Below are 14,334 nucleotides of genomic sequence, written 5' to 3' on the forward strand. Positions count from 1 at the left end.
TGCATAACTCGTTGAATCTCAAGGAGTTTTCCGTTTCGACTGCGCCGGAAGTGGGGCGAATTATAGAGAGATATAATTCGCCGTCAACACCTATTTTCAGTTTTATTCGGATTTAAGCGTAATACGTGCAAAAGCCTTCTTTCCGGCCTGGCAAACATGAGTCGAGCCGACAGCCCATATAAAGGAACGCTCAACAACCTCACCATCTACACGCACACCACCCGAGCCGAGCAGGTCACGCGCCATTGCCGAGTTCTTTACCAAGCCCGCCTTATTAAGGACAGCCGCGATCGGCATATCTTCAGCAGCAGCCAGCTCGATCTCAGGCAGATCATCCGGCAGCTCACCATCCTTCATGCGGTTGCCCGCAGCACGGTGAGCATTCGCTGCAGCTTCCTCACCATGGAAACGCGCAACGATTTCTTCAGCCAGCTTGATCTTGATATCCCGCGGATTCGCACCCGCCTCGACATCTGCCTTAAAGGAAAGAATCTCATCCATGGAGCGGAAGCTCAGCAGCTCAAAGTAACGCCACATCAACGCATCTGGAATGGAAACCAGCTTGCTATACATAACACCCGGCGCTTCCTGGATACCTACATAGTTACCCAGCGACTTGGACATCTTCTTGACGCCGTCCAACCCCTCGAGCAACGGCATCGTCAGAATGCACTGAGCCTCTTGACCATAACCGCGCTGCAGCTCACGCCCCATCAACAGATTGAACTTCTGATCGGTACCGCCCAACTCCACATCGGCACGCAGCGCCACCGAGTCATAACCCTGAACTAGCGGATAGAGGAACTCGTGAATGGCAATGGGTTGATTGGTGGAATAGCGCTTGTCGAAGTCGTCACGCTCGAGCATGCGAGCAACGGTGTACTGGGAAGTCAGGCGGATGAAGTCCGCAGGCCCCATCTTGTCCATCCAGGTGGAGTTGAAGGCCACCTCGGTTTTCGCCGGGTCGAGAATCTTGAACACCTGGCTCTTGTAGGTCTCGGCATTTTCGAGGACCTGCTCGCGAGTCAGAGGCGGACGAGTTGCGCTCTTGCCACTCGGATCACCGATCATCCCAGTGAAGTCGCCGATCAGGAAGATCACCTGATGACCCAGATCCTGGAACTGGCGCAGCTTATTAATAAGCACGGTATGACCCAGGTGCAAATCCGGCGCCGTTGGGTCGAAGCCAGCCTTAATACGCAGCGGTTGGCCGCGCTTGAGCTTTTCGATCAGCTCGGACTCGACCAACAACTCTTCTGCACCACGTTTGATCAGCGCTAGCTGCTCTTCAACCGACTTCATAACAGACCCGCAAGGCTCAGATTCAAAGGGAACCAACCATACAAGATCAGCGCCCAATTACAAGTTTTGCCCGGCGTACGGATGGCTTTCCGCGAACAGGACGTCCGCAGGCTTGCTTAACAGATGATTTGGTTATATTTTATACAGTTATTTCATCTTCATCATGTCATTCATCTTTTCCAATTCATCTTTTTCAAAGTCAAAATTACTTATGACCACAGAACCGCCTAAAGCCCCGCCGCTTTATCCGAAGACCCACCTGCTCGCCGCAAGTGGTATCGCCGCCCTCCTCAGCCTGGCGCTCCTGGTATTCCCTTCCAGCGATGTAGAAGCCAAAAGAACAACTCTGAGCCTCGACCTGGAAAGCCCGGCCGAGCAACTGACACAAGATCAAGACGCCGCAGACGCCGCACAAGCCACAAATGAAGCCGTAGCGTCCCCGTTCGCACAAATCGAAAACAGCCCCGAAGACACTGCGAAAACCACTGAAACCGCTCAAGAGCAGCCTGCTCCGGCCGTGACGGAAGAAAAGAAGGCAGCGAATCATAGGGAAGTCATTGTCGCCAAGGGCGACACCCTTTCCACGCTATTTGAGAAGGTCGGCCTACCTGCCACTTCGGTGTATGACGTGTTGGCCAGCGACAAGCAAGCCAAGCAGTTCACCCAGCTGAAGCGCGGCCAGAAACTTGAGTTCGAACTGGGTCCGGACGGCCAGTTGAACAATCTGCACAGCAAGGTCAATGACCTGGAAAGCATCACCCTGACCAAAGGGCCAAAAGGCTTCGCCTTCAGCCGTATCACCGCCAAGCCCATGGTGCGCACGGCCTACGTTCATGGTGTGATCAACAGTTCGCTGTCGCAATCCGCAGCACGTGCTGGACTGTCTCACAGTCTGACAATGGACATGGCCAACGTCTTTGGCTACGACATCGACTTCGCCCAGGATATTCGCCCCGGTGACGAGTTCGACGTGATCTACGAACAGACCGTCGTCAATGGTAAAGCCGTGGGTACCCGCAACATTCTCTCTGCGCGCTTCACCAACCGTGGCAAGACCTACACCGCGGTGCGTTACACCAACAAACAAGGCATGAGCAGTTATTACACCGCTGATGGCAATAGCATGCGCAAGGCCTTTATCCGTACTCCGGTGGACTTCGCACGTATCAGTTCGCGCTTCTCCATGGGCCGCAAACACCCGATCCTGAACAAGATCCGCGCTCACAAAGGCGTCGACTACGCAGCCCCTCGCGGTACGCCAATCAAGGCAGCCGGCGATGGCAAGGTGCTCCTGGCCGGGCGTCGTGGCGGATACGGCAACACCGTGATCATCCAGCACGGCAATGCTTACCGCACGCTGTACGGCCATATGCAAGGCTTCGCCAAAGGCGTCAAGACCGGCGGAACCGTCAAGCAGGGCCAGGTGATCGGCTACATCGGCACCACCGGGCTTTCCACGGGCCCGCATTTGCATTACGAGTTCCAGGTCAACGGCGTTCACGTCGATCCACTGGGCCAGAAGCTGCCAATGGCCGACCCGATCGCCAAAGCGGAACGCGCACGCTTCCTGCAACAAAGCCAGCCGCTGATGGCGCGGATGGATCAGGAAAAAGCCACCCTGCTCGCTTCGAACAAGCGTTAAGCATGGCGCTCTATATAGGTGTGATGTCCGGGACCAGTCTTGATGGCCTGGATATCGCACTCATCGAGCAAACACCGCCGATCAGGCTGATCGCCACGCATTACATTCCCATGCCTGAATCCCTGCGCGCCGAGCTGCTTGGCTTGTGCGCCAGCGGTCCCGATGAAATCGCCCGCTCCGCCATCGCCCAGCAAAACTGGGTAAAACTGGCCGCCCAGGGTATTCATAGCCTACTTGCCCAACAGAAACTGAAACCCGCGGACATCCGCGCCATTGGCAGTCATGGCCAGACTATCCGCCATGAACCCACCCGCGGCTTCACGGTCCAGATCGGCAACCCGGCATTACTGACAGAGCTGACCGGAGTCACGGTGGTCAGCGACTTCCGCAGCCGCGACGTCGCTGCCGGCGGCCAGGGCGCTCCACTGGTACCGGCCTTTCATGAAGCGCTCTTTGATCAAAGCTGTGGCAAGCGCGCGGTCCTCAATGTCGGCGGTTTCAGCAACCTGAGCCTGATCGAGAGCGACAAGCCGGTTGCCGGCTTCGACTGTGGCCCGGGTAACGTCCTGCTGGATGCCTGGATCAATGCCCAGCGTGGAGAAAACTATGATCGCGACGGCCAATGGGCTGCCAGCGGTCAGGTTGAGCCGCGGCTGCTGAACGCGCTGCTCAGCGACCCATTCTTTGCCACTCAAGGCCCGAAGAGTACGGGTCGCGAGGTATTCAACCTGGAGTGGCTACAGGAGCATCTGGCTCGCCTGCCAGCCTTGCCCCCCGAAAACGTACAGGCAACGCTCCTGGAGCTGACCGCGCTGACCATCGTCGAGTCGCTGCAGGTGGCGCAGACCGATACCCAGGAGCTGCTGGTCTGCGGCGGCGGCGCTCACAACTCGGCCTTGATGAATCGCCTGTCCAGCCTGCTGCCTAACACCAAGGTCAGCAGTACCGCCACCCACGGCGTCGATCCGGACTGGGTTGAAGCCATGGCATTCGCCTGGCTGGCCCACTGCTGCCTGGAAGGCATAGCCGCCAACCGCCCAAGTGTCACCGGCGCCCGCGGCTTACGTGTACTGGGCGCGATCTACCCCGCCTGATCGCCAGACAGCAAAACGCCGCAGAGCCCGAAAGCCCTGCGGCGCTTGGTAAAACCTTATTCAGCGATCAGATCGAGAACGAAGACCCGCAACCGCAGGTGGTCGTGGCATTCGGGTTCTTGATCACGAAACGCGAACCTTCCAGACCTTCCTGATAATCCACCTCGGCACCCGCCAGATACTGGAAGCTCATCGGATCGACCACCAGGCTGACGCCTTCGCGCTCGACGATGGTGTCGTCATCCGCGACTTCTTCATCGAAAGTGAAGCCGTACTGAAACCCTGAACAACCGCCGCCCGTAACGAATACGCGCAGCTTCAAGCGATCATTACCCTCTTCATCGACCAGGCTCTTCACCTTGTGCGCGGCACCGTGGGTGAATTGCAAAGCCGTGGGGGTGAAGGATTCGACGCTCATGCTGACTATCTCCCGGCGTTACGCCGCCATAATGCGTGATGACGCGCATTATCCGCTTCTCCCAGAAAAGCGGTCAACTATTGTTACGGTATATCAATAAGCCCAGGGCTTACCGCAAAATGCAAAAAGGCCCGGTAACGGGCCTTTTGCTGAGGCAGGCAGACGCCTTAAGGCAGCATGCCGGCGTGGGACAGGCCCAGACGCTCGTCCAGACCGAACAGGATGTTCAGGTTCTGTACGGCTTGGCCCGACGCGCCTTTGACCAGGTTATCGATCACCGACAACACGACCACCAGATCGCCATCCTGAGGACGGTGCACGGCAATCCGGCATACGTTGGCGCCCCGCACGCTGCGGGTTTCCGGATGGCTGCCCGCCGGCATCACATCCACGAACGGCTCGTTGGCATAACGTTTCTCGAACAGCGCCTGCAGGTCCACCGACTTGTCCACGACAGTGGCATAGAGCGTCGAGTGAATGCCACGGATCATCGGCGTCAGGTGCGGCACGAACGTCAGGCCGACATCCTTGCCCGCCGCACGGCGCAGGCCCTGGCGAATCTCCGGCAGGTGACGATGACCTTTGACCGCATAGGCCTTCATGCTTTCCGAGGTCTCGGAGTACAGGGAACCGACGCTGGCGCCCCGACCGGCACCGCTGACACCCGACTTGCAGTCGGCGATCAGCCGCGAAGTGTCGGCCAGCCCCGCCTCCAGCAATGGCAGGAAGCCGAGCTGGGTAGCGGTCGGGTAGCAACCCGGAACAGCGATCAGGCGGGCCTTCTTGATCTGCTCGCGATTGACTTCCGGCAGGCCATAGACGGCTTCGTCGAGCAACTCAGGGGCCCCATGGGGCTGGCCGTACCACTTGGCCCACTCATCGGCGTCCTGCAGACGGAAGTCCGCCGACAGGTCGATGACCTTGGTACCGGCAGCCAGCAGCTCACCCGCCAGGGCATGGGCAACACCGTGCGGAGTCGCGAAGAACACCACATCGCAGGCACCGAGGGTCTTGATGTCCGGAACGCTGAATGCCAGGCCGTCATAGTGGCCTCGCAGGTTCGGGTACATATCGGCGACGGCAAGGCCTGCCTCGGATCGGGAAGTGATGACCACCACTTCAGCCTGCGGATGCTGTGCCAACAGACGCAGCAGTTCGACACCGGTGTAACCCGTGCCGCCGACGATACCGACCTTGACCATAAACCTGCCCTCAACAAACCCACTGGAAAGCCGTCGATGATAGGGGCCGAAAGACCCTGCGACAACCGTCAAGGTGACGTGCGGACGCTCCTGCCACTACTATCTTCGCTACCGTGAACCTGGGAATAACCGAAATGCTCTATCTGTGGCTCAAAGCCTTTCACATCGTCAGTCTGGTCTGCTGGTTTGCCGGTCTGTTCTACCTGCCGCGCCTGTTCGTTTATCACGCTCAAAGCGAAGACACGATCAGCAAGGAACGCTTCAGCATCATGGAGCGCAAGCTGTACCGCGGGATCATGGGGCCGGCGATGATCGCCACGCTGATTTTCGGTATCTGGCTGCTGAGCCTGAACCCCAGCGCCTACTTCGGCCAGGGCGGCTGGATGCATGCCAAGCTGACCCTGGTGGTCATCCTGATTGGCTACCACCATATGTGCGGCGCCCAGGTGAAGCGTTTTGCCCGTGGCGAAAACACCCGCAGCCATGTCTTTTACCGCTGGTTCAATGAAGTGCCAGTTCTGGTATTGCTGGCTATCGTAATTCTGGTCGTTGTCCGGCCGTTCTAACTCCTACTAGCCGTCATTATTCGGGGTACTTCCAATGTCGCTGCCCGCTCTGCTCGAACAACGCTTGCGCTTGCCTGTCGTGGCGGCGCCGATGTTCCTGATTTCCAACCCACAACTGGTTCTGGCGTGCTGCCGCAATGGTGTGGTCGGCAGTTTCCCTGCCCTCAACCAGCGTGAAAGCAGTGGCTTCAAAGCCTGGCTGGAAGAAATCGAAGCAGGCCTTGCGACCCTGGAAAACCCTGCGCCCTATGCCGTCAATTTGATCGTGCATCACAGCAACCCACGCCTGAACGCCGACCTGGCGATCTGCATCGAACACAAGGTGCCTATCGTCATCACCAGCCTGGGCGCGGTGAAGGAACTGGTCGATGCGGTGCATGCTTATGGAGGCCTGGTCTTCCATGACGTCACCACCCGGCGCCACGCGGAAAAAGCCGCCGAGGCCGGGGTCGATGGACTGATCGCTGTAGCCGCCGGCGCCGGTGGCCACGCCGGGACCTGGAGCCCCTTCTCCCTGATCGCCGAAATCCGCCAGTTCTTCGACAAGACGCTGCTGCTGGCTGGCTGCCTGAACCACGGCCACGAGATCCTCGCCGCACAGTTGCTCGGCGCCGACCTCGCCTACTTCGGCACGCGTTTTATCGGCACCACGGAAAGCCATGCACCGGAGGCCTACAAGGAGATGCTGCTGAGCGCCAAGGCCGCCGACATTGTGCACACCGCGGCAGTCTCCGGGGTTCCGGCAAGCTTCATGCGCCAAAGCCTGGAAAACGCAGGCTTCGACCTTGCCGCCCTGCAGGGCAAAGGCGAAGTCAACTTCGGCTCGAAACTCAAGCCGCTCAGCGACGAAGCCAAAGCCTGGAAAACCGTGTGGTCCGCCGGACAAGGCGTCGGTGAAATCGATGACTTGCCGAGCGTCGATCAACTGATCGCCCGTCTGGACGCCGAATACCGTGCCGCGCAGGAGCTGGCCGCCCGGCTACCGCAACGCTGGCCGCGCTGAATCGCTGATGTTTTTTGGCCAGCAACGGACGGCTGGCCTTAAACTGTCGCCCTGCGAAAGCCCTCTCTATATAGCCGACAAGGACGCCCTGCATGAGCCAAGACCGTTTCAAGATCGTATTTGACGGGGCTCTGCTTCCGGGTGTCGACATCGAACATGCCAAGCAGAAAATCGCCAAGCTATTCAAAAGTGATATCGCCGCGATCGAGCCTCTGTTCAAGGGGCAAAACATCACCCTCAAGCGCGACCTCTCCCAACAAGACGCGGACATCTATCTCGCCGCGCTGAACCAGGCCGGGATCGCCCCACGCATCGAACCGGATCTTGCCCCAGGCACCAGCCAACCTGTACCTCAGCCTGCTCCCCCAGCACCAGCACCAGCACCTTCGGTGGACTTGCCCCAGGCAGAACCCACCGCGACAAGTGACTGGCAACGCCCGGCCCCTACGCCGACGCCAGACCCCATGGCCGGCGCGGGTACTTCGCCCTACACCCCGCCTCAAGCCACAGTAGGCGATCCACTTCCCGAGTTTGGCGAGCTGAAGTTCTACACCGTCGATGGACGCATCGGGCGCCTGCGCTATCTCGCCTGGACCCTGGTGCTGATCCTGCTGACTACCCTGGCCGGCGGCTTCCTGACCGCGGCTCTGGTCGGCAACAGCCTGCAAGTGACGGGAATGATCTTCCTCGGCGTCGTAGCACTGGCCTTCGCCTATCTGAACATCACCATTTCCGTTCAGCGCCTGCATGACCTGGGCTGGTCGGGTTGGCTCTGGCTGCTGAATTTGCTGCCTTTTGTGTACGCAGTGTTTCCGCTGCTGCTGGCGATCCTGCCGGGCAACACCGGCGCCAATCGTTACGGCGCGCCGCCTCCGCCAAACAGCGGAGCGGTCAAGGGGCTTGCCGCGCTGTGGATAATCGTCTTACTGCTGTCCTTCATCGGTGGTCTCAGCTCGGTCTAGGGCGCCCAGAAACAGGAACAGCGAAAGCAGCAAGCCCGCCCCGGCCACCTGTAGACTATCGGATTGAATTAACGCGCCGCTGCCTGGGACTTTTCCCCACAGGCAACCGGCCGTTGCAATGGAGAACCGCATGACCCGTTACGCTCTGATCACCGGCGCCTCCAGCGGCATAGGCCTGGCCCTGGCCGAAGCGCTGGCACGGCGCGGCCGCAGCCTGATCCTGGTGGCCCGTCAGCGTGATCAGCTGGAAAGCATCGCCATCGAGTTGACCCAACGCTTTGGTGTGGAGGTGCTGTTCCGTGCCTGCGACCTGTCCGAGCCTTTGCGGCTTTCGGGTTTCCTGCTGGAGCTGGAGGAAGGCGACCGGCAGATCGATCTATTGGTGAACTGCGCCGGCATCGGCACCTGCGGCCCCTTCCTCGCCCAGGACTGGATGACCGAGCAGGACCTGATCGAAGTGAACATTCTGGCCCTCACCCGGCTGTGCCATGCACTGGGCAACAGCATGGCCTTGCAGGGCGGCGGGCAGATTCTCAACGTCGCTTCGATCGCCGGCTTCTATCCCGGCCCCTGGATGAGCACCTACTACGCCAGCAAGGCCTATGTACTGCACTTCTCCGAAGGCCTGCGCGAAGAGCTGAAAAACAATGCAGTGAAGGTTTCCGTGCTCTGCCCCGGCCCGACCCGCACCGGTTTCTTTGATACCGCCCAGTTGAACACCAGCAAGCTTAACGACAGCAAACTGCTGATGAGCCCGGAAGAAGTCGCGCTGTACACCGTGCGCGCCCTGGACAAGAATCGCGCCATTATCATCCCCGGCCGCCGCAACCGCTGGTTTGCGTTCAGCCCGCGCCTGGGTTCGCGCTGGCTGACCCGCAAGATTTCCGGCGCCGTCAACAAAGCCTATTGCCCGCGCTGACCTGGCAACCATCTAAGGCTGGGCGCACTCGGCTTGCCTGAGTACACTCAGCCCGGACCAACACAACGGAGAAACAGCTGTGGATACTCTGTTCACCAAGATCATCAACCGAGAAATACCGGCGAAGATCATCTATGAGGACGACCAGGTTCTGGCCTTCCACGATATCGCCCCACAGGCCCCCGTGCATTTCCTGGTAGTTCCGAAAAAGCCGGTACGCACCCTCAATGACCTGACCGAAGACGACAAGCTGCTGGCCGGACATATCCTGTTCACCGCCCAGCGTCTGGCCAGGGAGCTGGGCTGCGAAGAAGGCTTCCGGGTCGTCATGAACTGCAATGAACTCGGTGGCCAGACCGTGTATCACATTCACATGCATGTTCTGGGTCAGCGCCAGATGCACTGGCCGCCGGGCTGATCCCCATCCAAGGTGCGCGACAGCACACTTCTCGCCCGCTTTGCCGAGAGTGTGCTGATCCAGCGCAGGCCTCTGCCCATCGATTGGGGTAAACTGGCCGCCGTGATTCTTCCCGGAGGTAAGCATGACTACCCAACGTCACTACTCGCCGATTGACCGTCTACTGCTGCAGGCAGATGCGGCAATGCGTACCTTGCTGCCCTTCAGCGGCCAGCCTTATCGCCCTTCCCCTGCCATCGTGCAGCCGGACGTGCAGATGAGCGAAGAGGACACCAAGCATGTCGCCGGCCTGATGCGCATCAACCATACCGGCGAAGTCTGCGCCCAGGCGCTGTACCAGGGCCAGGCACTGACCGCCAAGCTGCCGCAAGTGCGCGCCGCCATGGAGCATGCCGCGGAAGAAGAAATCGATCACCTGGTCTGGTGCGAGCAACGCATTCACCAATTGGGTAGCCACACCAGCGTGCTCAACCCGCTGTTTTATGGCATGTCATTCGGCATCGGCGCAGTGGCCGGGCTGATCAGCGACAAGGTCAGCCTGGGTTTCGTGGCCGCCACTGAAGATCAGGTGTGCAAACACCTCAACGAACACCTTGAGCAATTGCCGGCCGAGGACGAAAAATCCCGGGCGATTCTCGAGCAGATGCGCATCGACGAAGAGCAACACGCCGAAAGCGCCCTGGACGCGGGCGGATTCCGCTTCCCGGCACCGGTAAAATTCGGCATGAGCCTACTGGCCAAGGTCATGACCAAAAGCACTTACCGGATCTGAGCGATACAAATCGCAGGCAAAAAAAGGGCGCTTTTTCAGCGCCCTTTCTTTTGCCGCGAATTCAGAAGGATTGAATGGCGACTCAACCGAGCTCGACGATTTCGTAATCGTGAGTGATGGCAACCCCGGCCGCACCGAGCATGATCGATGCCGAGCAGTACTTTTCCGCCGACAGCTCGATGGCGCGCTTGACCTGGGCTTCTTTCAACCCGCGGCCCTTGACCACGAAGTGCATATGGATCTTGGTGAAGACCTTGGGATCCTCTGTCGCACGCTCGGCGTCGAGGAAGGCTTCGCAACTTTCGACAGCCTGGCGGGATTTCTTCAGGATGCTGACCACGTCGAAGTTGCTGCAACCGCCTACGCCGAGCAGGAGCATTTCCATCGGGCGCACGCCCAGGTTACGACCACCGGCTTCCGGCGGGCCATCCATTACCACCACATGACCGCTGCCCGATTCCCCGAGGAACATGGCTTCGCCAGCCCATTGGATGCGTGCCTTCATCGCCAAGACTCCACTGCTAAAAAAGGGTCGCCAGCTTAGCACAGGGGCCCGGGATGGCAGCGCTTTGCCTGTTCGGGTGCCACACTCAGTTCTGATAGGAAAATTCTTAATTACCCAAAGGAAGCGTCTGTTAAGCTGGCGCCAAATCACTGGCGCATTGCCAGCTATCGGCGATCCAGCTTGACCGCCCCATAAAAAAACCAAATCACACCGTGCTGTCTTTTCGGGATACAACCATGGTTGCTCTTGCCCCTACACCCAAGATCAAGAACCTCGACAAGCTGTTGATGCATTGCCAGCGCCGCCGCTATCAGGCCAAGAGCAACATCATCTGCGCCGGCGATCAGTCGGACACGCTGTTCTTCATCGTCAAAGGCTCGGTCACCATCCTGATCGAAGATGACGACGGTCGGGAAATGATCATCGCCTACCTCAATGCCGGGGATTTTTTCGGCGAGCTGGGCCTGTTCGAACAAGCCGGGCATGAGCAGCAACGCAGCGCCTGGGTACGGGCCAAGGTCGAATGTGAAGTCGCGGAGATCAGCTATGCAAAATTCCGTGAGCTGTCTCAACAGGACCCGGACATTCTGTACGTGCTCAGCGGCCAGATCGCCCAACGCCTGCGCAACACTACCCGCAAGGTCGGCGACCTGGCGTTCTTCGATGTCACCGGGCGAGTGGCCCGCTGCCTGCTCGAACTGTGCAAGCAGCCAGATGCCATGACCCATCCGGACGGCATGCAGATCAAGGTGACTCGCCAGGAAATCGGGCGGATCGTCGGCTGCTCAAGGGAGATGGTCGGCCGGGTGCTCAAGGACCTCGAAGAACGCAACCTGGTCCATGTCAAAGGCAAGACCATGGTGGTGTTCGGCACCCGTTAGAGCGGCAGGAACTGCGCCAGCGTCTGCCGGTACAGGGCATCCAGGCGCTCGATGGCATTCGGCGCGACGAATGCCTCATGCAAGGCGATATGGCTCTCGGCGCGGCAACGCTGCTCCAGGCCACAGGCCTGGTTGAAACGATTGACCGCCGCCACCATGGTTTCCCGCTCGTCATCCAGCAACAGCGCGCCATGCACCAATCCAACCGGACGCGTCCCACCCTTGCTCTGGCGCCAACGCTGGGCGGTGCCGACCATCTTGCGCCCGTTGAGATTGACGTTGAACCGGCCATCGCAGAAAGCGCCTTCGACCTCACCCAGGGAGGGCTCGCCTCCCAGCTCGGAAAGCAGGTCGCAGATGGGCTGGCACAAACGGCGATAGCCGGTTTCGATCCGATTCTGATCACCCTCGCTGCGAGGCGGCGCATAAACCAGCGCGATATTGACCGTCGCCGCCGATTGCGGCACCGGCTCCCCACCGGTTTCTCGCAGCAACACCGGCCAGCCACTGGCAGCCAGCATGTCGCAGGCCTGCTCGAACCCCGGCAAACGGCTCAAGCGTCGCGGCATCACCAAGGCCCTGTCGCTCGGCTGCCAGAACAACAAACCGTACTCCTGGTCACCGGTGCATACCTGGGCGAGCAGATCCTGTTCGGCCTGCAGGCCGGCTTCGACGGTCAGGGAAAGGGGCTGGATCATGGCAGTAAAGGTCCTTTGCGATAGGTATAAAAAAGCCGGCGGCGCCGGCTTTTTCATCAACTCAGGTTCAGTCCAGGGTCGAACCGCTCACCGGCACGCCACGCTCCGGGAAGAACAGGCGCTGTAACTCCAGGCCAGGGCTTTCGGCGCGCATGAAGGCCTCACCCACCAGGAAGGAGTAGACGTCGCTGATTTCCATCAGCTCGACATCGGCCCGGTTGAGGATACCGCTCTCGGTGATCACCAGACGATCGCGCGGAATCTGCGGCAACAGATCGAGGGTGGTCTCCAGATTGACCTCGAAGGTGTGCAGGTTACGGTTGTTGATGCCCACCAGCGGCGTGTCGAGGGTTTTCAGAGCACGCTCCAGTTCGTCGCCATCATGCACTTCGACCAGCACATCGAGACCCACGCCTTTGGCCACGGCAGCCAGTTCGGCCATCCTGACATCATCCAGCGCGGCCACGATCAACAGTACGCAGTCGGCCCCCAAGGCGCGGGCTTCGACGATCTGGTACGGATCGATCATGAAATCCTTGCGAATCACCGGCAACGAACAGGCGGCACGCGCCTGTTGCAGATAGGCATCAGCGCCCTGGAAGTAATCGATATCGGTGAGTACCGACAGGCAGGTCGCGCCGCCCTTCTCATAGCTCTTGGCGATCTCTGCCGGCACGAAATGCTCGCGGATCACGCCTTTGCTCGGCGAGGCTTTCTTGATTTCGGCGATCACCGCCGGCTGCTTGAGCCTGGCCTGGTCGAGCAGCGCCTTGGCAAAGCCGCGCGGCGCATCCGCGGCACGGGCCAGGCCTTCGAGTTCGGCCAGGCTTACTCGTGCGCTACGCTCAGCCACTTCCTCGACCTTGCGGGCGAGGATTTTTTCCAGAACCGTCGGCACACTCATCCTTCATTCTCCTGCTTGAATACCGCGGTAAAGGCACCCAACTCCTCAAGCTTCTCGCGAGCCAGCCCGGTGTGCAAAGCGTCATGGGCCAGGGCCACACCCTCTTTCAGGCTGCTGGCATGGTCCGCCGCATAGAGCGCGGCACCGGCATTGAGCACGATCATCTCCGCCGCCTTCTGCCCATGCTCGGTCTTGCGCCGCCCCAGGGCATCGCGGATCAGCTCGAGCGATGCCGCCGGGCTTTCGACCACCAGGCCGAACAAGCTCTGGCTCTTTATGCCGAGGTCTTCGGGCTGAACCCAATATTCAGTGATCTGGTCGTCCTTCAGCTCCGCGACGAAGGTCGGCGCGGCGAGGCTGAATTCATCCAGGCCATCCTGAGAGTGCACCACCAGCACGTGCTTGCTGCCCAGGCGTTGCAAAACCTCGGCCAACGGCCGGCACAACGCCTGAGTGAACACACCTACCACCTGATGCTTCACGCCGGCCGGATTCGTAAGCGGGCCAAGCATGTTGAACAGGGTGCGCAGGCCGAGATCGCGACGCGGGCCAGCGGCGTACTTCATGGCACCGTGATGGGACTGGGCGAACATGAAACCGATACCGACGTTGTCGATACAGCGGGCGACCTGTACCGGCGTCAGGTTCAGGTAGATACCGGCGGATTCGAGCAGGTCGGCACTGCCGCTTTTCCCGGACACCGCGCGGTTGCCGTGCTTGGCCACCGTGCAACCGGCTGCGGCGACTACAAAGGAAGAAGCCGTGGACACGTTGAAGATGTTCGCACCGTCACCGCCGGTGCCGACCACATCGACCACACCGTCGAGGGTTTTCAGCTCGACCTTGTCCGCCAGCTCGCGCATGACCGAAACAGCGCCGACGATTTCGTCGATGCTTTCGCTTTTCATGCGCATGGCCATCATGAAGGCGCCGATCTGTGCATCGGTGCACTGGCCGGTCATGATTTCACGCATGACCTGGCGCATTTCATCGGTGCTCAGATCGAGGTGGCCGACGATACGGCTCAGGGCAGTCTTGATATCCATGG

At 59.9% G+C, this 14,334-nt stretch carries 16 protein-coding genes; 9 read left to right on the forward strand and 7 right to left on the reverse strand.

The window, feature by feature from the left end:
- Window positions 1-102: 102 nt before the first annotated feature.
- Complete coding sequence (gene tyrS, locus J4E58_RS12770; RefSeq protein WP_007930201.1) at window positions 103-1,302, reverse strand: tyrosine--tRNA ligase; 1,200 nt, start codon at window positions 1,300-1,302, stop codon at window positions 103-105.
- 211 nt (window positions 1,303-1,513) lie between these two features.
- On the opposite strand from tyrS, the gene J4E58_RS12775 reads away from it, so the two are divergent.
- Entirely contained in the window at window positions 1,514-2,944 is a 1,431-nt protein-coding gene (locus tag J4E58_RS12775; RefSeq protein WP_087089345.1) for a peptidoglycan DD-metalloendopeptidase family protein, read from the forward strand.
- A 2-nt stretch (window positions 2,945-2,946) separates the two neighbouring features.
- Complete coding sequence (locus J4E58_RS12780; protein ID WP_087089347.1) at window positions 2,947-4,038, forward strand: anhydro-N-acetylmuramic acid kinase; 1,092 nt, start codon at window positions 2,947-2,949, stop codon at window positions 4,036-4,038.
- A gap of 67 nt (window positions 4,039-4,105) precedes the next feature.
- Here the strand turns inward: J4E58_RS12780 and erpA are convergent, their stop codons facing one another.
- The gene (gene erpA, locus J4E58_RS12785) at window positions 4,106-4,456 is read right to left on the reverse strand and encodes an iron-sulfur cluster insertion protein ErpA (protein ID WP_007906865.1); all 351 of its coding nucleotides are present in this window, start codon (window positions 4,454-4,456) and stop codon (window positions 4,106-4,108) included.
- Between the two features lie 167 nt (window positions 4,457-4,623).
- Window positions 4,624-5,658: an N-acetyl-gamma-glutamyl-phosphate reductase gene (gene argC, locus J4E58_RS12790; protein ID WP_025804014.1), complete on the reverse strand. Its 1,035-nt coding sequence runs from the start codon at window positions 5,656-5,658 to the stop codon at window positions 4,624-4,626.
- 134 nt (window positions 5,659-5,792) lie between these two features.
- Between argC and hemJ the strand changes: the two genes are divergently transcribed.
- The 6 genes from hemJ to coq7 all read left to right on the forward strand — a co-directional run bounded on the left by hemJ (window position 5,793) and on the right by coq7 (window position 10,298).
- Window positions 5,793-6,224, forward strand: a complete 432-nt coding sequence (gene hemJ / locus J4E58_RS12795; RefSeq protein ID WP_007930191.1) for a protoporphyrinogen oxidase HemJ — start codon at window positions 5,793-5,795, stop codon at window positions 6,222-6,224.
- A gap of 34 nt (window positions 6,225-6,258) precedes the next feature.
- Window positions 6,259-7,227, forward strand: a complete 969-nt coding sequence (locus tag J4E58_RS12800) for a nitronate monooxygenase family protein (protein WP_007930184.1) — start codon at window positions 6,259-6,261, stop codon at window positions 7,225-7,227.
- A 92-nt stretch (window positions 7,228-7,319) separates the two neighbouring features.
- The gene (locus J4E58_RS12805; RefSeq protein ID WP_087089349.1) at window positions 7,320-8,189 is read left to right on the forward strand and encodes a DUF805 domain-containing protein; all 870 of its coding nucleotides are present in this window, start codon (window positions 7,320-7,322) and stop codon (window positions 8,187-8,189) included.
- 130 nt (window positions 8,190-8,319) lie between these two features.
- Window positions 8,320-9,108: an SDR family oxidoreductase gene (locus J4E58_RS12810; protein WP_007930181.1), complete on the forward strand. Its 789-nt coding sequence runs from the start codon at window positions 8,320-8,322 to the stop codon at window positions 9,106-9,108.
- A 79-nt stretch (window positions 9,109-9,187) separates the two neighbouring features.
- Complete coding sequence (locus J4E58_RS12815; RefSeq protein ID WP_007930180.1) at window positions 9,188-9,526, forward strand: histidine triad nucleotide-binding protein; 339 nt, start codon at window positions 9,188-9,190, stop codon at window positions 9,524-9,526.
- Between the two features lie 124 nt (window positions 9,527-9,650).
- Window positions 9,651-10,298 (forward strand): 2-polyprenyl-3-methyl-6-methoxy-1,4-benzoquinone monooxygenase, encoded by a 648-nt coding sequence (coq7, locus tag J4E58_RS12820; protein ID WP_007930179.1) that lies wholly within the window; start codon window positions 9,651-9,653, stop codon window positions 10,296-10,298.
- An 82-nt stretch (window positions 10,299-10,380) separates the two neighbouring features.
- Here coq7 and J4E58_RS12825 read toward each other — a convergent pair whose 3' ends face one another.
- Window positions 10,381-10,803 (reverse strand): OsmC family protein, encoded by a 423-nt coding sequence (locus J4E58_RS12825; RefSeq protein ID WP_009045862.1) that lies wholly within the window; start codon window positions 10,801-10,803, stop codon window positions 10,381-10,383.
- Window positions 10,804-11,039: 236 nt separating this feature from the next.
- On the opposite strand from J4E58_RS12825, the gene crp reads away from it, so the two are divergent.
- Window positions 11,040-11,684, forward strand: coding sequence for a cAMP-activated global transcriptional regulator CRP (crp, locus tag J4E58_RS12830; RefSeq protein WP_007930174.1), 645 nt, complete (start codon window positions 11,040-11,042; stop codon window positions 11,682-11,684).
- On the opposite strand, the gene J4E58_RS12835 is transcribed toward crp, so the two are convergent.
- The 3 genes from J4E58_RS12835 to trpD all read right to left on the reverse strand — a co-directional run bounded on the left by J4E58_RS12835 (window position 11,681) and on the right by trpD (window position 14,332).
- The gene (locus J4E58_RS12835; protein ID WP_087089352.1) at window positions 11,681-12,382 is read right to left on the reverse strand and encodes a lipoyl protein ligase domain-containing protein; all 702 of its coding nucleotides are present in this window, start codon (window positions 12,380-12,382) and stop codon (window positions 11,681-11,683) included. The two genes, crp and J4E58_RS12835, sit on opposite strands and share 4 nt — an antisense overlap.
- Window positions 12,383-12,449: 67 nt before the next feature.
- Window positions 12,450-13,286, reverse strand: a complete 837-nt coding sequence (trpC, locus tag J4E58_RS12840; RefSeq protein WP_087089354.1) for an indole-3-glycerol phosphate synthase TrpC — start codon at window positions 13,284-13,286, stop codon at window positions 12,450-12,452.
- A complete protein-coding gene (gene trpD / locus J4E58_RS12845) occupies window positions 13,283-14,332 on the reverse strand; it encodes an anthranilate phosphoribosyltransferase (protein WP_009045865.1) in 1,050 nt (349 codons plus the stop codon). The genes trpC and trpD overlap by 4 nt, the downstream gene beginning before the upstream one ends.
- Window positions 14,333-14,334: the final 2 nt, after the last annotated feature.

The organism is Pseudomonas sp. FW305-25 (assembly GCF_017351415.1).
In the GTDB taxonomy this organism is placed as follows: domain Bacteria; phylum Pseudomonadota; class Gammaproteobacteria; order Pseudomonadales; family Pseudomonadaceae; genus Aquipseudomonas; species Aquipseudomonas chlororaphis.